Here is a 20,584-nt window from a genome sequence, read left to right as displayed (position 1 = left end):
GACTCAGGCGGCGGACAGGCTCTGTCCGCGCAAGGCGGCGACCGCATCGGGGACCGGCGGGGAGGCGGCGGTGGTGCCCAGTTCCGCCAGCACCTTCGCCGGCGGAATGACGCTCCCGGCACCGACGAAGGCACCCTGGACGACGGCCAGCGCGGCCAGCCCGCCCCGCGTTTCCATGCGGTGTTCGATGAAGATGTACTTGTCGTCCCAGCACAGCACCCGGCTGACCAGCGTGAAGCGCTGGAACGGCCGCAGCGAGCGGCGGTAGCGGATGGTGGCCCCGCCCAGCACCGGCTGCCAACGGTTGCGCAGGATCGCCGGTCCCAACCCGACGCGGATCATCAGATCGGTCCGCCCCAGATCCATCACGCTGAAATAGCGCGCGTTGGTCATGTGCAGATTTATGTCCAGGTCGGTCGGCCAGACCCGGAACCGCAGCGTCGACGGCTCCAACAGCCCGGCGCGGCGACCGCGCCAAGCGGCAAGGATGGCGGCGGCGGCAACCGCCAGCAGTCGGAAGATCAGGTTCATGACCGCTCTCCCGCATCACCCGGGTGGGGGGCGACTGCCGCCTGTGGCCGAGCTTGTCCCTTCATGCTCCGATCCCTCGTCAGGGCCGACCGGAGCGCGTCGGGCGCCCGGCTGGTCAGCTGTCCTTCGCGGCGGCCTTCAGCTCCGCCAGGGTGTTGGTGACCTGCACCTCGATGTCGTGCAGCTCCTGCACGGTGGCCTCCAGATCCTCGCGCTGCTGGGCGAGGTCCTTCAGCCGCTTCTGCACGCGCTTCAACAGGTTCTTCTGCTGCTCCACCCCGCCATTGACGTTGTAGAGGTCGAGATATTCGCGGATCTCCGCCAGCGAGAAGCCCAGGCGCTTGCCGCGCAGGATCAGCTTCAGCCGGGCGCGGTCGCGCTTCGTATAGACCCGGTTGTTGCCGACACGGTTGGGCGCCAGCAATCCCTTGACCTCGTAGAAGCGCAGAGCCCGCGGCGTGATGCCCAGCTCTTCCGCAAGCTGGTTGACCGTGTAGAGCTGTTCCATCCCTGGGAAGACCTTTTGTTCGTGTCCGGCACAATGCGCCTGCCGTTTGGTAGCACAGCTGCCGTCGCGTGATAAGGCTTCCCTTTACGTCCGGGTCAGGATGGTGACTTCGGGTCATCCTCTGTTCGATAGAGCCTGCTGCGCCTCGGCGATCAGTTCCTTCTTCGACAGCTTGCCGACGGCGGTCTTGGGCAGCTCCTCGCGGAACTCGATGGCGGTCGGCATCTCGATGCGGGAGATCTTGTCGCGCAGGAAGTCGCGCAGGGCCTCCGCGGTCAGGGTGGCACCCGGCTTCAACTGCACGAAGGCCTTCGGCGTCTGGCCGCGGTAATCGTCGGGCAGGCCGATGACGCAGGCGGCGACCACGTCGGGATGCTGGTAGATCGCCTCCTCGATCATGCGCGGATAGACGTTGTAGCCGCTGCAGATGATGAGATCCTTCAGCCGGTCGAGCAGGAAGACGTATCCGTCCTCGTCCATCGTCCCGACGTCGCCGGTCAGCAGGAAGCCGTCGACCACGGTGCGGTCGCTTTCCTCCGCCCGGCCCCAGTATCCGGCCATGACGTTGGGCCCGGCGATCGCCACCTGCCCCTTCTCGCCGATGCCGAGCTTGCGGGCCGGGTCTTCGAGGTCGCGGATCTCGATGGTGATGCCGGGCAGTGGCAGGCCGATCGAGCCCTCCTTGTTGACGCCGTTCAGCGGGTTGGCTGCGCAGACGGGGGAGGCTTCCGACAGCCCGTAGCCCTCGATCAGGACGCAGCCGGTCGCCGTCTCGAACTGGCGCTTCAACTCCATCGGCAGCGGCGCGCCGCCGGAGATGCAGTAGCGGATCGAGGTCATCGGATAGCGGGCGACCTGCGGGTGGCCCAGCAGCGCCTTGTACATGGTGGGCACCCCGGGGACGAGGGTCGGCTTGCGCTTCGCGATGGTCTTCAGCACCTGCTCCGTCTCGAAGCGCGGCAGCATGATCAACTCGGCCCCGCAGGCCAAGCCCATGTTCAGCACCACGGTCATCGCGAAGACATGGAAGAAGGGCAGCACCGCAAGCATGCGCTCCTGTCCCAGCGCCACCGTGGGGAACCATGCCTGCACCTGCCGGGCGTTCGACAGCAGGTTGTGGTGGGTCAGCATCGCACCCTTGGGCACGCCTGTGGTGCCGCCGGTGTATTGCAGCACGGCGACGTCGCGCAGCCCGTCGATGCGCACCGGGCGCAGCGTGCCGTCATTGACCAGCAGGCTGTCGAAATCGAGGTGGCGGTCGTCGCGCGGCACCGCGGCGATCTCGCTGCGCTTCAGCACGCGGAACAGCGCGCTTTTCACCGCCGGCAGGATGGTGGGCATGCGGCAGACGACGATCCGCTTCAGCGGCGTGCGGCCCAGCATCGCCGCGACCCGCGGATAGATCTGCTTGAGGTCCAGCGTCACCATGATCTCGGTCTGCGAGTCGGTGATCTGGTGCTCCAACTCGCGCTCGACATAGAGCGGGTTGTAGTTGACCACGGTGCCGCCGGCCTTCATCACCGCGAAGTAGGAGATGACGTAGGTCGGGCAGTTGGGCAGGCACAGACCCACCCGCACCCCCGGCCCGACGCCCAGATCCTGGAAGCCGCGGGCGGCGCGGTTCACCAGATCCAGCACCTCGGCGTAGGTGTAGCGGCGGCCCAGGAAGTCGAGGCATGGGCGGTCGGCATAGCGTCCGGCCGCTTGCTCGAACAGCATGTGCAGCGGCATCGGCGCGAAGTCCTGGTCCCAGGCGATTCCCTTTGGATAATGCGCCAGCCAGGGCTTGGCGGAGTCGGTAGCGGTGTCGGATGCGGCGGCGGTGGTGGTCGGGTGGGCGCTCTGCGCAAGCGGCTCGGGCATGTTTCGCTCCCCTCGGCGGTGGCGCGTTCCGGATCACCTGACAGCCGGGATCGAAAGGCGGCGGGCGTCTGAAACGCTTTCGTTATGACGTTGACGTAAACGTAATGCGCGCCTACTGTCAAGGCCAGTCCTACGAACAATCCTGAGGGCACGCTTTCATGGTCGACGACATTCTGCAGGAACTGCGCAGCCGCAGCGGCGATCTGCGCTCGCTCAATGCCTCGGTCCGTTTCCTGCTGGGCAAGGAGGGCGAGGTGATCCGGGTCGATGGCCGCGCCAATCCGATCAGCATCAGCCGCGAGGATGCCGAAGCCGACTGCACCATTCGCATCACGCCGGAAAACCTGCAGAAGCTGATCAACGGCAAGCTTAACCCGATGCTGGCCTTCACCATGGGCAAGCTGAAGGTCGAGGGATCGATGGGCGTCGCGATGAAGCTGGCGCAGCTGCTGGACGACTGAGCGGCCGCAAGAGCCGCCGACCGCACTGAACCGGGAGGAAACACACATGACGACGACGCGCACCAAATGCGCCACCCTGTCCGCTGCCCTGATGGCGGCCTCGCTGCTGACCGGCCTGACGGGCACCGCCGCTGCACAGGGCGGCGCCCAAGGGACTGCAGCACGGACGCTGACCTACCAGATCCTGATGGGCGAGGACCCGATAGGCAGCGAGCAGGTGAAGATCGAACCGCAGGGCGACCGCACCAAGGTTACCGTCACCGCCACCACGCGGGTGAAGGTGCTGTTCATCAACTTCCGCTACGACCACAAGCGGGAGGAGCTGTGGAAGGGCGGCGTTCTGGAGTCGATGACCGCCACCACCGACGACGACGGCACGCCGCACAAGATCGAGATGGCGCGCGACGCCGCCGGCTATCGCCTGACGGTGGACGGCAAGGCCCAGCAGGCGCCCGCCGGCACCCTGCCGTTGACCCTGTGGACTCCGCAGGTGTTGAAGCACACGCAGCTTCTGTCGGTCATCGACGGCGCCCCCTACAAGGTCGCGGCGCGCAAGCTCGGGGCCGAGCCGGTTGAGGCCGGTGGCAAGGCGGTGGAGGCCGCCCACCACCGCATCGAGGGCGATGTCGAACGCGACCTGTGGTTCGCGGCGGACGGCACGCTGCTGAAGACGCGCTTCAAACGCAGCGGCTATGATATCACCTATGTCCTGAAGTGATCGCCGCCCATTGAGGACCCGATGCCCATTTTCCTGTTTCCCGACGAGCCCTTCTGGAACGAGGAGGCCGACGCCGTGGAGTTTCCGGTGCAGGTCGGGGAATATCTGGGCCGGGTCTTCGTCACCCGCCGCACCTTGCAGGGCATCGTCGGCCACACGCCGAAGCCGGACGAGGCGGTTCAGCAGGTGTGCATGAACCGCTCCCTGTTCGAACGGGCGACCGAACAGCGCATCATGGCGCGCGCGCTCGATCCTGACGCCAACATCCACCTGACCGGCCGCGACCTTCATCGCGCGGCCGGTTAGAGGCTTGCCGCTCAGCCCAGGCGGGCGTAACGGCCGCGGAAATACAGCAGCGGGTCGCCGTCCTCCCGCGAGGTCAGCTTGCGCACCCGACCCAGCACGATGACGTGGTCGCCGCCGTCCAGCAGATGCTCGCGGTCGCATTCCAGGGTTGCGAGGCAGCCGGTCAGCAGGCGCACGCCGCCGCGGCCGGTGGTGGTCTCCAGACCGGACCAGCGCTCCTGCAGGTCGCGGCGGGAGAAGCGGTTCGAAAGCTCCTCCTGGTCGGCGGCCAGGATGTTCACCGCGAAATGCGGCGCGATGTTGAAGGCCTCGAAGGACATCGCCGCCCGGCCCAGGCAGAACTGCACCAGCGGCGGATCGAGCGACACCGAGGAGAAGGAATTCACCGTGACTCCCAGCGGCAACCCGTCGGGGGCGATGGTGGTGATGACGGCGATCCCGGTGGCGAAGCAGCCGAGGGCGGAGCGGAACGCAAGCGGATCGATCGGCTGTTCGGTGGTCATGACGTCCTGTGATGCGGGCCAAGGTGGAGGGGACGGACAGGGCAGGGCAACCGCCGACGGCCTTGGAGCCGCCGAAGATGACACTCAAAGTAGGAAATACCGGGAATTAGTCCAGCGCGCCACCCGGCGCAAGCCGCATCTCGGCCGTGCGTAACGTCGTTAAACGGATCTTAATGAAACCCCGTCAGGGTTTTGCCACGGCGGACGGCCGCCGCTTCCACCGCGGCGCCACGCGCGAAATTCGGCCTTCGGGCCGCGAACCATTCGCCACGGCCAGGGCATGAGCGGGAATTCCGGCGGCAACGAGCGGCCGATCATCATCAAGAAGAAGAAGGGCGGGCACGGCGGCCACCATGGCGGCGCGTGGAAGGTCGCCTATGCCGACTTCGTGACCGCGATGATGGCCTTCTTCCTGCTGCTGTGGCTGCTGAACGTCACCACGTCGGACCAGCGCAAGGGCATCGCCGACTATTTCTCGCCCGTCTCGGTCAGCCGGGAACAGTCGGGCTCCGGCGGCATGCTGGGCGGCAAGACCATCACGGTGCCGGGCGCGCAGATCTCTCCCAGCTCGCCCATGTCCGCCGACGTGCCGGTTTCGGGACCGCCCGGCTATTCCTCGCAGCAGACCGAGGACGCCGACGACCCGACCGAATCCGCGACCGGCCCCGGCCAGGGCACCGGACCCGGCCAGTCGGGCACGGAGGCTGCAGCCAACGGCGCCGCGGCGGATGCGGATGTCGCCGACCAGAAGCCGAACGAGACCCGCGCCGAATTCCAGAAGCGGATGGAGGAACTCGCCAGACAGCTGGGCATCCCCGGCCAGAAGCCCGGCGAGAAGCTGTCCGACTTCGGGGAGCGGGTGAAGGAGGCGATGGAGAGCCTGCAGGGTGCGGCCAAGGAGGCCCGCCAGTTCCAGCAGGCCGCGACCGAGATCCGTCAGGCCATCCAGTCGGTGCCGGAGCTGGAGCCGCTGGCCCAGAACCTGATGATCGACCAGACGCCGGAAGGCCTGCGCATCCAGATCGTCGATCAGGACCGGGTGTCCATGTTCCCCGGCGGTTCCGGCCAGATGTATCCGCAGACCCGCCAACTGGTGCAGCAGGTGGCCAAGGCCCTGTCCAAGCTGCCCAACAGGCTGTCGATCAGCGGCCATACCGACTCCACGCCATTCCCGGCGGGGTCCGGCCGCGACAACTGGGATCTGTCGACGGAGCGGGCGAACGCCACCCGCCGCGCCCTGCTGTCCGGCGGCATCGATCCGGCGCGAATCCAGGACGTCGTCGGCAAGGCCGACCGCGACCCTCTCGTCGCCGACCAGCCCAACAGCCCGCGCAACCGGCGCATCACCATGGTTCTGCTGCGCGATACCCAGGCGGCACCGGCCGCCGGCGGCCAGTCCGGCAATGCCGCCGCTCCCAATGCTGCGGCGGGCGCGACCAAAGCACGATAACACTTTCGCGCTATTGGTACTTTGGCGCTAATTTCCGGAAGCCTCCGCGTCCGAATTCTTGCTTTGTCATTGCGTCGCACAACGGCGCACGCGTTTGCCCTGTTCAAAGCGCGCGGCGATGGGTCATACTTCCTGCACAATGCGACATGGCCGGGGCGATGCCGCCCGGCCCGCGATGATCGGTCAGATACAAGCGCGGGGGAGTCTGTGAGCGTACCCGAGGGCAAACCGTCCGACCTTTTGTCATCCTACAATCCGGGCCTGTACTTCGACGAGTTGTTCGGAGCCATGGATTTGCCGGCCGAACATACGGCGCTGATCCGCCAAAGGCTGGCCGCACTCGCCTTCGATGAACTGCGCCGACGCGCGCAGGATGCGGAGCGGGAGCTTTACAATCTCGGCATCACCTTCATCGTCTATTCCGACAAGGACGCCGTCGACCGCATCCTGCCGTTCGACGTCATCCCGCGCGTGATCTCCGCGCCGGAATGGTCGCATCTGGAGGCGGGCGTCACGCAGCGGGTCGCCGCGCTGAACCTGTTCCTGCACGACATCTATCACGACCAGAAGATCCTGAAGGACGGCGTGATCCCGCGGGATCTGGTCGAAGGGAACCATAATTTCCGCCCGCAGATGATCGGGCTGGACGTTCCCTTCAACACCTACATCCACATCATGGGCACCGATCTGGTGCGCGACCGCCATGGCACCTTCCGGGTGCTGGAGGACAATGGGCGCGTGCCGTCGGGCGTCTCCTACGTCGTTGAAAACCGCCACATGATGCAGCGGGTCTTCCCCGACCTGATGCAGGACATCGGCATCCGCCCGGTGGACAATTACGGCCACAAGCTGCTGGATGCGATGGTGGAGATCGCGCCGGTCGACGACCCGCAGGTGGTGCTGCTGTCGCCGGGCACCTACAATTCCGCCTATTTCGAGCACATCTTCCTGGCGCGCGAGATGGGCGTGCCGCTGGTGGAGGGGCGCGATCTGGTGGTGGACAACGACCGCGTCTTCATGAAGACCACCAACGGTCTGGCCCCGGTCCACTCGATCTACCGCCGGCTGGACGACGCCTTCCTCGATCCCAAGGCCTTCAACCCCGACAGCCTGCTGGGCGTGCCCGGCATCCTGGAGGCCTATCGCAAAGGCAATGTCGCGCTGGCGAACGCCATCGGCACCGGTGTGGCCGACGACAAGGCGGTCTACTGCTACGTCCCGCGGATGATCAAATACTACCTGGACCAGGACCCGATCATCCCCAACGTCGACACCCGCATCTGCCGCGAGCCGGACGCCCTGCAGTACACGCTGGACAATCTGGCCGATCTGGTGGTGAAGCCGGTGGGCGAGGCCGGCGGCTACGGCATCACCATCGGTCCGCGCGCCAGCAAGGCGGAACTGGAGGATTGCCGGACCAAGCTGCTGGCCGATCCGTCCAACTACATCAGCCAGCCGGTCGTCGACCTGTCGGTCTGCCCGACCGTCTGCGACGACGCCATCGAGCCGCGCCACGTCGATCTGCGCCCCTTCGCCATCACCGGCAAGAGCACCTGGGTCCTGCCCGGTGGCCTGTCGCGCGTGGCGCTGAAGAAGGGCACGCTGATCGTCAACTCGTCCCAGGGCGGCGGCTCCAAGGACACCTGGGTTCTGGAAGGTGGTGCGGCATGAACCTGCTGTCCCGTTACGCCGAGTGCATTTTCTGGATGGCCCGCTACATGGAGCGGGCCGAAAATCTGGCCCGCATCCTGGACGTGCACGAGACCTTCGCGCGCGACACCCGCGGGGCCACCAACTGGTTCTCCATCGTCCAGCTGAACGCCGACGAGAAGGACTTCTTCAGCCGCCACGACCGCCCGACGGCGGAGGCGGTGATCCACTATTACATGTTCGACGCGCAGAACCAGAATTCGCTGCTGTCGATGCTGCGGATGGCGCGGGAGAACGCGCGGACCCTGCGCCCCTGGATCTCGACGGAGATGTGGACGCAGATCAACGTGTTCCACAACAAGCTGCTGGAGATGTCGGTCAAGGACGTGGCGACGCAGAACCTGTCCAAGGTCTGCACCTGGATCAAGGAGGAATGCCAGACCCACACCGGCATCACCGAGGGCACCTTCTACCGCGACCAGGGCTGGTACTTCTACCAGATGGGCAAGTATATCGAGCGGGCGGACCAGACCACGCGCCTTCTCGACATCAAGTACCACACCCTGCTGCCGTCGCCGGTCGAGGTCGGGTCCACGCTGGACGTCAGCCAATGGACGACGGTCCTGCGCTGCACCGCCGGCTACCATGCCTTCCGCCGCGTCTATCCCCGCGGCATGTCGCCGACCACCGTCGCCGGCTTCATGCTGTTCAACGAGGGGTTCCCGCGGTCGGTGGTGATGTGCGTGCGGCAGATCGACGGGGTGCTGACGCGGATGCGCTCGCGCTATGACCTGCGCGGCGGGTCGGCGGCGATGGAGCGGGTGGACGAGCTGCTGGGGGCCCTGCTGTCCCGGCCGATCGATGCGGTGCTGCGCGACGGCCTGCACGAGTATCTCGACTGGATCCAACTGCAATTGAGCGTCATCACCACCGAGATCGCCCAGGCCTTCTTCGGCGTTCAGCCGCCTCTGGCGGTTCAGAGCCAGTCGCAGTAAGCTGCGGGTCCGGCGGAGGGGCGGCGACGCTCCTCCGTATCGTCCTCACTGTCGTGGTGGTTGTCGGTCAGAATGTCGGTCATCCAGCCGCCGCAGCGTCCCCTGCAGCAATTCTTCCGGTCGGGGCCCATGCCCTGTCCCTACCTGCCGGGGCGTGTGGAACGCAAGCTGTTCACGCGCCTGATCGGTCCCTACGCGACCGAGGTGAACTCCACCCTGTCGCGGGCCGGCTTCCGCCGCAGCCACGACATCGTCTATCGCCCGGTCTGCCCCAACTGCCAGGCCTGCGTGCCGGTTCGCGTGCCGGTTGCTGAGTTCGTGCCGTCGCGGTCGCAGCGGCGGGTGCTGAAGCTGAATGCCGGGGTGACGCTGGCCGAGCGGCCGGCCTACGCCACGTCCGAGCAGTACCGGCTTTTCTCGCTCTACCAGAACTCCCGCCACGGCGATTCCGACATGGCCCGCATGGCGATGGGCGATTTCGCCGCCATGGTGGACGAGGGCAGGGCCGACACCAGCCTGCTGGAGGCCCGCGACGACCGCGGCCAACTGGTGGGCTGCATGCTGACCGACCGGCTGTCCGACGGCTATTCGGCGGTCTACAGCTTCTACGATGCGGCGCAGGACCGCCGCAGCCTCGGCACCTTCATGATCCTCGGGCTGATCGAACGGGCGCGGCTGGCCGGCATGCCCTACGTCTATCTCGGCTACTGGATCGCCCACAGCCGCAAGATGGCCTATAAGGCGAAGTTCCACCCGTTGGAATGCCTGGGCGAGGACGGCTGGCGCACTGCGGACATCCCGACGGACGAGTGACACGGCTCCGGAGCCGGGGCATCCGGTCCGCACCGCAATCGGATCTACGGGTTTCTACGTAGCTCCAACGTAGCCCTTGCCGGTGAATGCCCGGAAAGGAATAGTCCCGTCCAATCCTATCTTTTGGTATACCCTCCGTCCGAGAGAGGGTTGCGACCTGCCGCGCCTATGCGGCTGCAACAAAAGCAAAAGGGGACGGCCAAGGCCGCGCCCCCTGCAACAGGGAGGTTTCTCCTTTGAGAGGTCTGCTTAAACTTAGCGGGCTGATCGATGCCGTGAACGAGGGCATCGGCAAGCTGGCATACTGGCTCGTGCTGGTCGCCGTCGTCGTCAGTTCGGCCAACGCGGTCATCCGTTACGGGTTGAACACCAGCTCCAACGCCTGGCTGGAGCTGCAGTGGTATTTGTTCTCGGCCGTGTTCCTGCTGTGCGCCGGCTATACGTTCCTGCGCAACGAGCACATCCGCATCGACATCGTGATCGGTCGCTTCTCCAAGCGGGTGCAGGCCTGGGTCGACATCTTCGGGATCCTGGTCTTCATGTTCCCGATGACGATCCTGATCATGGTGCTGTCCTGGCCGATGTTCCTGGACAGCTACCTCACCCACGAGATGTCGAGCGATGCCGGCGGCCTGATCCGCTGGCCCGCGAAGATTCTGGTCCCGGTCGGTTTCTTCCTGCTCACCGCACAGGGTGTGTCGGAGCTGATCAAGCGCATCGCCTATCTCACCGGCCACCGCGACGAGCCGGGCGAGAAGATGCACAGCCATTCCTAAGGACCGGGAGCGCCCCTGATGGTCGAGTTCGTTACCGCCAATATGGCGCCGCTGATGTTCAGCGCGCTGGTGCTTTTCCTGTTGATGGGTTTCCCGGTCGCCTTCGCGCTCGCCGCCAACGGCCTCGTGTTCGGTCTGATCGGCATCGAGCTGGGTCTGCTGACCCCGGCACTGATGCAGGCGCTGCCGGAACGCGTGTTCGGCATCATGCGCAACGACACGCTGCTGGCCATTCCCTTCTTCACCTTCATGGGCCTGATCCTGGAGCGGTCCGGCATGGCCGAGGATCTGCTCGACACCATCGGGCAGCTTTTCGGTCCGATCCGCGGCGGCCTGGCCTATGCGGTGATCTTCGTCGGCGCGCTGCTGGCGGCGACCACCGGCGTCGTCGCCGCGTCGGTGATCTCCATGGGCCTGATCTCGCTGCCGATCATGCTGCGCTACGGCTATGACCGCCGCATCGCGTCCGGCGTCATCGCGGCGTCGGGCACGCTGGCCCAGATCATCCCGCCGTCGCTGGTTCTGATCGTGCTGGCCGACCAGCTCGGCCGCTCGGTCGGCGACATGTATGCCGGCGCGCTGATCCCTGGGCTCGTGCTGACCGGCCTCTACACCGGTTACATCCTGCTCACCAGCATCCTCCGCCCGTCCGCGGTGCCGGCCCTGCCGCTGGAGGCCCGCACGCTGCGCGGCGCCAAGCTGCTGCTGCGCGTCATCACCTCGCTGGTGCCGCCGCTGGTGCTGATCTTCCTGGTTCTGGGCACCATCTTCCTCGGCATCGCGACGCCGACGGAGGGTGGCGCCATGGGTGCTGCCGGCGCCATCCTGCTGGCGATGGCCAAGCGCCAGCTCAGCTGGAGCCTGATGCGTCAGGCGATGGACTCGACCGCCAAGCTGTCGTCCTTCGTGGTGTTCATCCTGATCGGTTCGACCGTGTTCGGTCTGGTCTTCCGCGCCGTCAACGGCGACCTCTGGGTCGAACATCTGATGACCAGCCTGCCGGGCGGCCAGCTGGGCTTCCTGATCGTCTGCAACATCCTGATCTTCGTCCTGGCCTTCTTCCTCGATTTCTTCGAGTTGGCCTTCATCATCGTCCCCCTGCTGGGGCCGGTGGCGGACAAGCTGGGCATCGACCTGATCTGGTTCGGCGTGCTGCTGGGCGTCAACATGCAGACCAGCTTCATGCACCCGCCCTTCGGCTTCGCCCTGTTCTTCCTGCGGTCGGTGGCGCCGAAGACGGACTACATCGACAAGATAACCGGACAGAAGATCGCGAGGATCACCACCGGCCAGATCTATTGGGGTGCGGTGCCCTTCGTGGTCATCCAGCTCATCATGGTCGCCCTCGTCATCGCCTTCCCGCAGATGGTCGATGCCGGCCGCGACAAGGGCCCGGCGATCAACCTGGACGACGTGAGGATCGAGATTCCGGCCTTCGACAACCAGGACGTCGCTCCGCCCTTCGGCGCTCCTGCCGAGCCGGAGAACAATCAGGCCGACGACATCATGAAGCAGCTTCAGGGCAAGTGACGGCGATCGCCTGAACGGAAACCTGAACGAAAATGGGGGCCGGTTCGTCCGGCCCCCTTTTTTATGCGTAGGTTTCCAGCGGGAAAGGGTCAGCGAGAAAGATCAGCGGGGTTGGGTGGCCCCGGCCCAGTTGGTCGGCGTCGTGCCGCTGGCCGCGAGCGGAGACCCGCTGCCTGGGCCACCGCCGAGACCGCCGCCAAGCGACATCATGCGGTCGCTGACGCCGGTGGGCGGCAGGGCCGCGAACTGCTCCACCGTCATGCCGGTGAGGATCACGGCCTGACGGTTGTGGGCATAGCGCAGGTTTTCGCTGTTGACCGTCACCTTGTGCTCGGTCGGGTAGCGGGGGGCTCCGACGGTGACGATCGCCTGCTCCACCCGGTTGGTCGGCCCGATCACCAGATCGGACACGTTGCCCAGGATGCGCCGTCCGTCCGCAGTCTGCACCGTCAGGCCGACCAGTTCGATCGGCGGTCTGGTCGCCACCTCGGCCGAGGGCACGCCCCCCATGTCCGAGGAACCGGCGCAGGCACCCAGCGCCAATGCCGACAGGAGGGGCACCGACAGGAGGAGACGCGGTCGGAGGGATTGGCGGCGTTGGTCCATCGGTTCTTGGCCCTTCTTCTGGCGGCGCGCCTTTCAAAGGGCGCGGGTATGTCCCGCCCATGCAACAGCGCAAGCCGTGCCGGAGGTCCCGCGCGCCGACGGGGTGACCCCATCGCCCGCGGGAGCCCTCCGTCCGGACAGGTCAGGTGAAGATGAAGTCCTGGCCGGCGCTGAGCCCGATCTGATCGACCGTCAGCGACGAGCCGTCGGTGAAGGCGAAGGTCGTGGCCGAACCGCTGCTGGTCATCCCCATCTCCCAGGCGCGATAGCCGTGGAACTCGATCTGGTCGATGCCCTTTTCGAAGTAATTGATCGTGTCGGTGCCGAAGCCGCCGGTCGCCTGTTCGATCAGGAAGCGGTCGACCAGACCGTCGGTGTAGCTGACCATGCTGTCGTTGCCGGTGCCCGGCTGGAACAGGTCGGCGCCGCCGTCACGGTAGCTGTCGTACAGCATGTCGTTGCCGCTGCCGCCGATCATGGTGTCGTTGCCGCGCATGCCCTTGACGATGTCGTCGCCGGTGCCGCCATTCAGCAGGTCGTTGCCCTCGCCGCCGAACAACTGGTCGTTGCCGGCATCGCCCCACATCGAGTCATTCCCGGCCTCGTTCCCATAGGGATCGCCGAGCCAATCGTTGCCGTCGCCGCCATAGAACTTGTCGTTGCCCAGCCCGCCGATCAGCGAGTCGTTTCCGCGTTCGCCATACAGCAGATCGTTCCCGCCGGCGCCGTTGATACGGTCGTCCCCGTCCAGACCGTCGAGACGGTCGTCAGTGGCGGTGCCGGTCATGGTGTCGTTGTTCGAAGTCCCCCAGAACTGGCGCATGGCGTCTCTCCATCAGTGCCGTTAACGTGCTGTTAACGATTAACCAGATGTTAACCATGGGTCCGGGGCGGTCGAAAAGCGATAAAGGAGCAATACAAAGGGGATTTGAGGAAATGACACAGATGTTCATACATTGATTAAATCATCGATCCATTATGTTTCTTGTTTCGATGTATTTATGACTGGCTGCGGGTTGTTGTTGAGACAGAAAGCGGGTTTTCTCTCCCATATGGACAGGCTTCGGCTTGCAAAAGGACACCTGTTGCAGGGCGGAAGGGCACGTTGCGCAAAGGAAGGCCCTACGCCCCGGTCGGACGACAGTGACGGAGCGGATCGTCCGAAAGAGGTTCGGCGGCGCAAACGCGCCATCCGCCGACCGAGATTGCGAAGCCGGCAGCCGGGCAAAAAATAACCGGGCGTTCATAGGAACGCCCGGCGCAGTCATATACAGGGAGGGTTAGAGACAAGAAGGTTTCTATACCCTTCGGCGGGGGTGCGGCGTTGATGTGGATCAACGATCGATCACGAACCGTCACCGTGGTGGCGGCGACTCGTCTCCCCGTCCGGCCCTCTCAGCCGTGGCTGTGCGAGTGCCCGCCGTAGAGGATGGCCGGATCGGTCTCGACCTCCTGGATGGTCTCCAGCCGCCCGTCGCGCCAGGCGCGATAGAAGCAACTGCGCCGCCCGGTGTGGCAGGCGACGCCGTCCTGCTCCACGATCAGCAGCAGGGTGTCGCCGTCGCAGTCCACCCGGAAATCCTTCAGCCGCTGCACCTGGCCGGAGGTCTCTCCCTTGCGCCACAGCCCGCCGCGCGAGCGTGACCAGTAGCAGACCCGGCCGGTCGCCAGAGTCTCGACCACCGCATCGCGGTTCATCCAGGCCATCATCAGGATCTCGCCAGTGCCGTCCGCCTGGGCGATGGCGGGCACCAGCCCGTCGGCGGTGAAGCGGATGGCGGCCAGAACCTCTTCGAACGGTGCCGCATCAAGAGACGGTGTGTCCGTCATGGCAAATCACTCCTCACAGGTCCGGCGCTTACAGGGCGGCGGCCATCCGGCGGAAGCCGGCGTCCAGGTCGCGGATCAGGTCGTCGGCACTTTCCAGCCCGGCATGCAGGCGGAGGACCTGTCCCGGATCGGTCCAGCGGGTGGCAGAGCGCACGGCGGCCGGCCGGGTCGGCAGGATCAGGCTTTCGAAGCCGCCCCAGCTGTAGCCCATGCCGAACAGCTCCATCCCGTCGAGCATCGCCGCCAGCGCCTTGCGCGGGACCTGGTTGATGACGATGGAGAACAGGCCGCTCGACCCGGTGAAGTCGCGCTTCCACAGGGCATGGCCGGGGAAGTCGGGGCGGGCGGGGTGCAGCACGCGAGTCACCTCCGGCCGCGCCGCCAGCCAGTCGGCGAGCGCCAGCGCGCTTTCCTGATGCTGGCGCATGCGCACCGACAGGGTCCGCAGTCCGCGCAGGCCGAGATAGAGGTCGTCCGGTCCGCCGCAGATGCCGAAGCGGGTGGCCACCTTCTTCACCGCGGTCCAGGTCGCCTCGTCGCGGCAGGTGACGACGCCCAGCATCGCGTCGGCATGGCCCACCATATATTTGGTGGCGGCATGGATCGACAGGTCGACGCCATGGTCGAACGGGCGGAAGAACAGCGGGGTGGCCCAGGTGTTGTCGATCATCACCGTGGCGCCGACCTTCTTCGCCGCCGCGGCGATGGCCGGAACGTCCTGCACCTCGAAGGTCAGCGATCCCGGCGATTCGAGGAAGACCACGCTGGTGTTCGGCCGCAGCAGCGCGTCGATGCCGGCGCCGAGGCAGGGATCGTAGAACTCCACCTCGACGCCGTAGGGCGCCAGCGTCTCCTTGGCGAAGCGCCGGGTCGGGCCATAGGCGCTGTCGGTGATCAGCACATGGTCGCCGGCCTTGGTGAAGGCCGACAGGGCGACCGCGATGGCGGCAAGCCCGGAACCGGTGTTCACCGCCTTGAATCCGCCTTCCAGCGCCGCCGCCGCCTCTTCGAAGGCGAAGGTCGTGGGCGTGCCCATGCGGCCGTAATGCACGCCTTCCAGCGTGTTGCGGTCGCTTTCCTCCAGCGCGTCGAGGGTCGGGAACAGCACGGTCGAACAGTGATAGACCGGCGGATTGACGATGCCGTGGTTGTTCCGCGGATCGCGGCCGGCGTGAACGAGAATCGTGTCCTGCGTGACGTCCTTCATCGACTGTCCGTTTGGCTGGAGCGGTAACCCGTCCCGCTTTGAGTCGCCCATCGGTGAGGTTGCCTCGCCGGGGCAATGGCGGCACGGCCGAACATTGTGTCATCCCGGAAGCCCCCCGGCCATCGCCGATTGTGTCAGAGAGGCCGGCGGCCGTCGGGATCTTCTGGTAACACCACCAATGCACAGAGGATTCGACAAGTCGGATCAAGTTGATGCACTCTTGATCCACGCGCATGGCTGCGTCGCGATACCCACAGGGTTGGCATCTGGCCGGCTTGTCGGGAGCAAACGGCCGGCGTCGTCAGGCGCGTCGTCAGACCGCTCAAATGCGAAGAACGCAAGAACAGGGTGGAGTTCATAATATGAAGTCAGGGTTCCTGGCCGCCGCCGCAGCGGCCGTGGTCGTTTCCGCCAGTGTCGCCGCCGGTGCGGCTACGCTCGACACCGTCAAGCAGCGCGGCTTCGTTCAGTGCGGCGTGAACGCCGGTCTGCCGGGCTTCGGCAACCCCGACAGCGCCGGCAACTGGACCGGCCTCGATGTCGACTATTGCCGTGCCGTCGCCGTCGCCATCTTCAACGACCCGAACAAGGTCAAGTTCACCCCGCTGTCGGCCCAGCAGCGCTTCCCGGCCATCCAGTCCGGCGAAGTCGACCTGCTGTCGCGCAACACGACCGCCACGCTGACCCGCGACACCTCCGTCGGCCTGAACTTCGCCCCCGTCACCTATTATGACGGCCAGGGCTTCATGGTTCCGAAGAAGCTGGGCGTGAAGAGCGCCAAGGAGCTGAACGGCGCCACCGTCTGCGTGCAGTCCGGCACCACGACCGAACTGAACCTGGCGGACTATTTCCGCGCCAACAACATGACCTACAACCCCGTCGTCATCGAGTCGAACGACGAGGTGAACGCCGCCTACTTCGCCGGCCGCTGCGACGTCCTGACCACCGACGTGTCCGGTCTGGCCGGTACCCGCGCCGGCGTCGCCCCGGTTCCGGACGACCACGTCATCCTGCCGGAAATCATCTCCAAGGAGCCGCTGGCCCCGGCCGTGCGCCACGGTGACGACCAGTGGTCCGACATCGTGAAGTGGACGATCTTCGCGACCATCCAGGCCGAGGAATTCGGCATCACCTCCAAGAACATCGACGAGTTCACCAACTCCAAGAACCCGGACGTCCAGCGCTATCTCGGCACCACGCCGGGCATGGGCAAGGCTCTGGGCCTGGACGAGAAGTGGGCCTACAACGTCGTGAAGAAGGTCGGCAACTACGGCGAGATCTTCGACCGCAACGTCGGCCCGGGCACCCCGCTGAAGCTGGAGCGCGGCCTGAACGCGCTGTGGACCAAGGGCGGCCTGATGTACGCCCAGCCGTTCCGGTAAGGCACGGCACCGCTTGAAGCGCCGCCCGCAGGCCCGTTGCCGGGGGCGGCCTTCAGGTTCTTTGAGGAGCGGTCGCGAAGGGTGCCGGTGAAGCGCCCGCGCAGGGGACCGCATTGGGAGACATGTCGCATCCCCTACGGTGTGGGAAATGCCCGGAAGAACGTCCGGGACCGCGTGGGCACCGCATGGGACGCGATGGTTGGGGGAGAGTAGTCCGTGGCGACCGAGACCCGGACCACCCAAGGCGCTCCGCCGCCGGGTGGCGTATCGTTTTCCCTCAGCGACCCGACGTTCCGCGCCGTCGTCTACCAGATCCTGGTGGTCGGCGCGGTCGTCCTGGTCGGCTGGTTCCTGATTTCCAACACGCTCGACAACCTCGCGCGGCGCTCGATCGCGACCGGTTACGATTTCCTGGAGCGTGAGGCTGCCTTCGGCATCGGCGAATCGCTGATCGACTATTCGCCGAAGGACAGCTATGGCCGTGCCTTCCTGGTCGGCGTGCTGAACACGCTGAAGGTGTCGATCATCGGCGTCATCCTGGCGACGATCATCGGCACGATCATCGGCGTCGCCCGCCTGTCCAGCAACTGGCTGATCGCCAAGCTCGCCTCGACCTATGTCGAGGTGGTGCGCAACATCCCGCCGCTGCTGCAGCTGTTCTTCTGGTACGCGCTGGTGTCGGAAAGCCTGCCGCCCGTGCGCCAGGCCCTGAACCCGCTGCCGGGCGTCTTCCTGTCCCAGCGCGGCCTGCGCGTGCCGGTCCCCGCCGCCGATCCCGTCTGGGCCAACATCGGCATCGCCCTGCTGGTCGGCATCATCGCCGCCTGGGGCGTGTCGCGCTGGGCCAGGGCGCGGCAGGCTCGGACCGGGCAACCCTTCCCGGCTGGCTGGACCGGGCTCGGCCTGATCATAGGCCTGCCGCTGCTGACCTGGATCGCCGGCGGCGCGCCGGTGGCGATGGACGTGCCGAAGCTGGCCGGCTTCAACTTCTCAGGCGGCGCGGCCATCTCGCCCGAGTTCTTCGCCATCCTGACCGGCCTGACCATCTACACCGCGGCCTTCATCGCCGAGGTGGTGCGCAGCGGCATCATCGCGGTCAACTGGGGCCAGACGGAGGCGGCGCGTGCGCTCGGCCTGCCCAGCGGCCCGACGCTGCGCCTCGTCATCCTGCCGCAGGCGCTGCGGGTGATCGTGCCGCCGCTGACCAGCCAGTATCTGAACCTGACCAAGAACAGCTCGCTGGCGCTGGCCATCGGCTATCCCGATCTGGTGTCGATCGCCAATACGACGCTGAACCAGACCGGCCAGGCGATCGAAGGCGTGACGATGATCATGGGCACCTATCTGGTCATCAGCCTCAGCATCTCGATCTTCATGAACTGGTACAACAAGCGCATCGCGCTGGTGGAGCGGTAACGGCCATGACCGACAACGTGCAAAGCGTCGGCCTGCCGGACGAGCGTCCGCCGGCCAACACCGTCGGCCCGCTCGCGTGGCTGCGGAGCAACCTGTTCAACACCTGGTACAACGCCATCCTGACGGTGCTGGTGCTGGCGCTTCTGGCGTCGGCGATCCCGCCCTTCGTCAACTGGCTGCTGATCCGCGCCCATGGGTTCGATGCCTCCTCCACCGTCTGCCGGCAGGACGCCGGCGGCGCCTGCTGGGGCTTCATCAGCGAGAAGCTGCGGTTCATCATGTTCGGGATGTTCCCGTGGGATGAGCAGTGGCGCCCGCTGGTGACGATCTGCGTCATCATCGCGCTGCTGGTCGTCAGCTGCGACCGCCGCTTCTGGAAGCCGTGGCTGGGGCTGGTCTGGGCGGCCGGACTGGCGCTGGTCGCCGTGCTGATGTGGGGCGGCGTCCTCGGCCTCACCTATGTCGAGAACACGCTGTGGGGCGGCCTGCCGCTGACCCTCATCCTGTCGGTGATCGGTCTGGCCGTGGCCTTCCCGGTGGCGATCCTGCTGGCGCTGGGCCGCCGGTCCAACATGCCCGCGGTCAAGGTGCTGTGCGTCACCTACATCGAGCTGATCCGCGGCGTGCCGCTGATCAGCCTGCTGTTCATGGCGTCGGTGATGCTGCCGCTGTTCCTGCCCAACGGCGTGTCGATCGACAAGCTGCTGCGCGCCCAGATCGCCTTCATCATGTTCGCCGCCGCCTATATGGCCGAAGCCATCCGGGGCGGCCTTCAGGCGATCCCCAAGGGCCAGTACGAGGCCGCGGACGGGCTGGGGCTGTCCTACTGGCAGAAGATGCGCAAGATCATCCTGCCGCAGGCGCTGGCCATCGCCATTCCGCCGCTGGTGAACACCTTCATCAGCTTCTTCAAGGACACCTCGCTGGTCATCATCATCGGCCTGTACGACCTGCTCGGCACCGCGAAGGCCGCGCTGTCCGATCCGTCCTGGCGCGGTTTCTACCGCGAGGCCTATCTGTTCATCGGCGTGATCTACTGGGTCTTCTGCTACAGCATGTCCAAGTACAGCCAGAAGCTGGAACGCGATCTCAATCGCGGCCACCGTCGCTAGATCCACGCCGTCAAGGGAGACCACGACCAATGTCCCAGGCCATGTCCCAGGGCACCGCCAAGGCCAAGCACATCCTCAGCGGCGAGGAAATCATCCGCTGCACGGGCGTCAACAAATGGTACGGCGAATTCCACGTCCTGAAGAACATCGACCTCAACGTCCAGAAGGGCGAGCGAATCGTCGTCTGCGGCCCCTCGGGCTCCGGCAAATCGACGATGATCCGTTGCCTGAACCGGCTTGAGGAGCATCAGAAGGGCACCATCGTCATCGATGGGATCGAGCTGACCAACAATCTGAAGAACATCGAGCTGGTCCGGCGCGAAGTCGGCATGGTGTTCCAGCACTTCAACCTGTTCCCGCACCTGACCGTGCTGGAGAACTGCACGCTCGCCCCGATCTGGGTCCGCAAGAAGCCGAAGGCGGAAGCGGAGGAGATCGCGATGAGCTACCTGAAGCGGGTGCGCATCGCCGAGCAGGCCCACAAGTATCCCGGCCAGCTGTCCGGCGGCCAGCAGCAGCGCGTCGCCATCGCGCGGTCGCTGTGCATGAGCCCGAAAGTGATGCTGTTCGACGAACCGACCTCGGCGCTCGACCCCGAAATGGTCAAGGAGGTGCTGGACGTCATGATCGGCCTGGCCGAGGACGGCATGACCATGCTGTGCGTGACGCACGAAATGGGCTTCGCCAAGTCGGTCGCCGACCGCGTGATCTTCATGGACCGCGGCGAGATCGTCGAGCAGGACACGCCGGACAATTTCTTCTCGAATCCGAAGTCCGACCGCACGCGCCTCTTCCTCAGCCAAATTCTAAACCACTGATCCCGGCTGCGGACCGGCGGTTACGTCCGGTCCGTCATTCGGAAACAAAACACCTCGGAATGTGGTGCGCGGCGCAATGTCCTGTAGCGCTGCGCACCGGTTTGCGGTT

General features: G+C 65.9%; 21 protein-coding genes. 13 read left to right on the top strand and 8 right to left on the bottom strand.

The features are described 5' to 3' along the window. Positions 1-3: 3 nt before the first annotated feature. From ACWPKK_RS06925 to ACWPKK_RS06915, 3 genes are all read right to left on the bottom strand, one after another. Positions 4-531: a thioesterase family protein gene (locus tag ACWPKK_RS06925; protein ID WP_452002167.1), complete on the bottom strand. Its 528-nt coding sequence runs from the start codon at positions 529-531 to the stop codon at positions 4-6. Positions 532-646: 115 nt separating this feature from the next. Then, positions 647-1,039 (bottom strand): MerR family transcriptional regulator, encoded by a 393-nt coding sequence (locus tag ACWPKK_RS06920; protein ID WP_111066436.1) that lies wholly within the window; start codon positions 1,037-1,039, stop codon positions 647-649. Between the two features lie 114 nt (positions 1,040-1,153). Then, positions 1,154-2,902: a long-chain-fatty-acid--CoA ligase gene (locus tag ACWPKK_RS06915; protein ID WP_452002163.1), complete on the bottom strand. Its 1,749-nt coding sequence runs from the start codon at positions 2,900-2,902 to the stop codon at positions 1,154-1,156. Positions 2,903-3,060: 158 nt separating this feature from the next. On the opposite strand from ACWPKK_RS06915, the gene ACWPKK_RS06910 reads away from it, so the two are divergent. The 3 genes from ACWPKK_RS06910 to ACWPKK_RS06900 are packed head-to-tail and all read left to right on the top strand — an operon-like array spanning position 3,061 to position 4,387. Then, entirely contained in the window at positions 3,061-3,363 is a 303-nt protein-coding gene (locus ACWPKK_RS06910; RefSeq protein WP_200198226.1) for an SCP2 sterol-binding domain-containing protein, read from the top strand. A gap of 46 nt (positions 3,364-3,409) precedes the next feature. Continuing rightward, positions 3,410-4,081: a DUF6134 family protein gene (locus ACWPKK_RS06905; RefSeq protein ID WP_452002160.1), complete on the top strand. Its 672-nt coding sequence runs from the start codon at positions 3,410-3,412 to the stop codon at positions 4,079-4,081. Between the two features lie 21 nt (positions 4,082-4,102). After that, complete coding sequence (locus ACWPKK_RS06900) at positions 4,103-4,387, top strand: DUF1488 domain-containing protein (protein ID WP_452002157.1); 285 nt, start codon at positions 4,103-4,105, stop codon at positions 4,385-4,387. An 11-nt stretch (positions 4,388-4,398) separates the two neighbouring features. On the opposite strand, the gene ACWPKK_RS06895 is transcribed toward ACWPKK_RS06900, so the two are convergent. Then, positions 4,399-4,890: a flavin reductase family protein gene (locus tag ACWPKK_RS06895; protein ID WP_324868004.1), complete on the bottom strand. Its 492-nt coding sequence runs from the start codon at positions 4,888-4,890 to the stop codon at positions 4,399-4,401. A gap of 280 nt (positions 4,891-5,170) precedes the next feature. On the opposite strand from ACWPKK_RS06895, the gene ACWPKK_RS06890 reads away from it, so the two are divergent. The 6 genes from ACWPKK_RS06890 to ACWPKK_RS06865 all read left to right on the top strand — a co-directional run bounded on the left by ACWPKK_RS06890 (position 5,171) and on the right by ACWPKK_RS06865 (position 12,104). Next, on the top strand, positions 5,171-6,340 hold the full coding sequence (locus tag ACWPKK_RS06890) for a flagellar motor protein MotB (RefSeq protein ID WP_310113331.1): 1,170 nt from the start codon (positions 5,171-5,173) through the stop codon (positions 6,338-6,340). Positions 6,341-6,628: 288 nt separating this feature from the next. Next, positions 6,629-8,011, top strand: coding sequence for a circularly permuted type 2 ATP-grasp protein (locus ACWPKK_RS06885; protein ID WP_452004732.1), 1,383 nt, complete (start codon positions 6,629-6,631; stop codon positions 8,009-8,011). After that, the gene (locus tag ACWPKK_RS06880; protein ID WP_452002154.1) at positions 8,008-8,985 is read left to right on the top strand and encodes an alpha-E domain-containing protein; all 978 of its coding nucleotides are present in this window, start codon (positions 8,008-8,010) and stop codon (positions 8,983-8,985) included. Before ACWPKK_RS06885 ends, ACWPKK_RS06880 begins: the two co-directional genes overlap by 4 nt. Positions 8,986-9,057: 72 nt before the next feature. Beyond that, positions 9,058-9,798 carry an arginyltransferase gene (locus ACWPKK_RS06875; RefSeq protein WP_452002152.1) on the top strand — a complete coding sequence of 247 codons (741 nt, stop codon included), beginning with the start codon at positions 9,058-9,060 and terminating at the stop codon, positions 9,796-9,798. A 236-nt stretch (positions 9,799-10,034) separates the two neighbouring features. After that, positions 10,035-10,574, top strand: a complete 540-nt coding sequence (locus ACWPKK_RS06870; RefSeq protein WP_324868014.1) for a TRAP transporter small permease subunit — start codon at positions 10,035-10,037, stop codon at positions 10,572-10,574. A gap of 18 nt (positions 10,575-10,592) precedes the next feature. After that, on the top strand, positions 10,593-12,104 hold the full coding sequence (locus ACWPKK_RS06865) for a TRAP transporter large permease (RefSeq protein WP_452002149.1): 1,512 nt from the start codon (positions 10,593-10,595) through the stop codon (positions 12,102-12,104). Between the two features lie 102 nt (positions 12,105-12,206). Here ACWPKK_RS06865 and ACWPKK_RS06860 read toward each other — a convergent pair whose 3' ends face one another. The 4 genes from ACWPKK_RS06860 to metC form a co-directional block, all read right to left on the bottom strand. After that, positions 12,207-12,605: a PRC-barrel domain-containing protein gene (locus ACWPKK_RS06860; protein WP_452002147.1), complete on the bottom strand. Its 399-nt coding sequence runs from the start codon at positions 12,603-12,605 to the stop codon at positions 12,207-12,209. Between the two features lie 247 nt (positions 12,606-12,852). Continuing rightward, the gene (locus ACWPKK_RS06855) at positions 12,853-13,533 is read right to left on the bottom strand and encodes a calcium-binding protein (protein WP_452002144.1); all 681 of its coding nucleotides are present in this window, start codon (positions 13,531-13,533) and stop codon (positions 12,853-12,855) included. A gap of 572 nt (positions 13,534-14,105) precedes the next feature. Further along, positions 14,106-14,540 (bottom strand): phosphoribosyl-AMP cyclohydrolase, encoded by a 435-nt coding sequence (gene hisI, locus ACWPKK_RS06850; RefSeq protein ID WP_324868022.1) that lies wholly within the window; start codon positions 14,538-14,540, stop codon positions 14,106-14,108. A 28-nt stretch (positions 14,541-14,568) separates the two neighbouring features. Continuing rightward, entirely contained in the window at positions 14,569-15,747 is a 1,179-nt protein-coding gene (gene metC, locus ACWPKK_RS06845) for a cystathionine beta-lyase (protein WP_452002141.1), read from the bottom strand. 362 nt (positions 15,748-16,109) lie between these two features. Here metC and ACWPKK_RS06840 point away from each other — a divergent pair, with 362 nt between their 5' ends. The 4 genes from ACWPKK_RS06840 (at position 16,110) to ACWPKK_RS06825 (ending at position 20,475) form a co-directional block, all read left to right on the top strand. Further along, positions 16,110-17,129, top strand: coding sequence for an amino acid ABC transporter substrate-binding protein (locus ACWPKK_RS06840; protein WP_324868025.1), 1,020 nt, complete (start codon positions 16,110-16,112; stop codon positions 17,127-17,129). Positions 17,130-17,345: 216 nt separating this feature from the next. Continuing rightward, a complete protein-coding gene (locus tag ACWPKK_RS06835) occupies positions 17,346-18,545 on the top strand; it encodes an amino acid ABC transporter permease (protein ID WP_324868027.1) in 1,200 nt (399 codons plus the stop codon). A gap of 5 nt (positions 18,546-18,550) precedes the next feature. Continuing rightward, positions 18,551-19,657: an amino acid ABC transporter permease gene (locus ACWPKK_RS06830; RefSeq protein WP_452002136.1), complete on the top strand. Its 1,107-nt coding sequence runs from the start codon at positions 18,551-18,553 to the stop codon at positions 19,655-19,657. A 29-nt stretch (positions 19,658-19,686) separates the two neighbouring features. Further along, entirely contained in the window at positions 19,687-20,475 is a 789-nt protein-coding gene (locus ACWPKK_RS06825) for an amino acid ABC transporter ATP-binding protein (protein ID WP_324868031.1), read from the top strand. The last annotated feature ends 109 nt before the right edge of the window (positions 20,476-20,584 follow it).

It is taken from the genome of Azospirillum largimobile (assembly GCF_977007025.2).
This window is presented reverse-complemented; position numbering and strand designations above follow the sequence as displayed.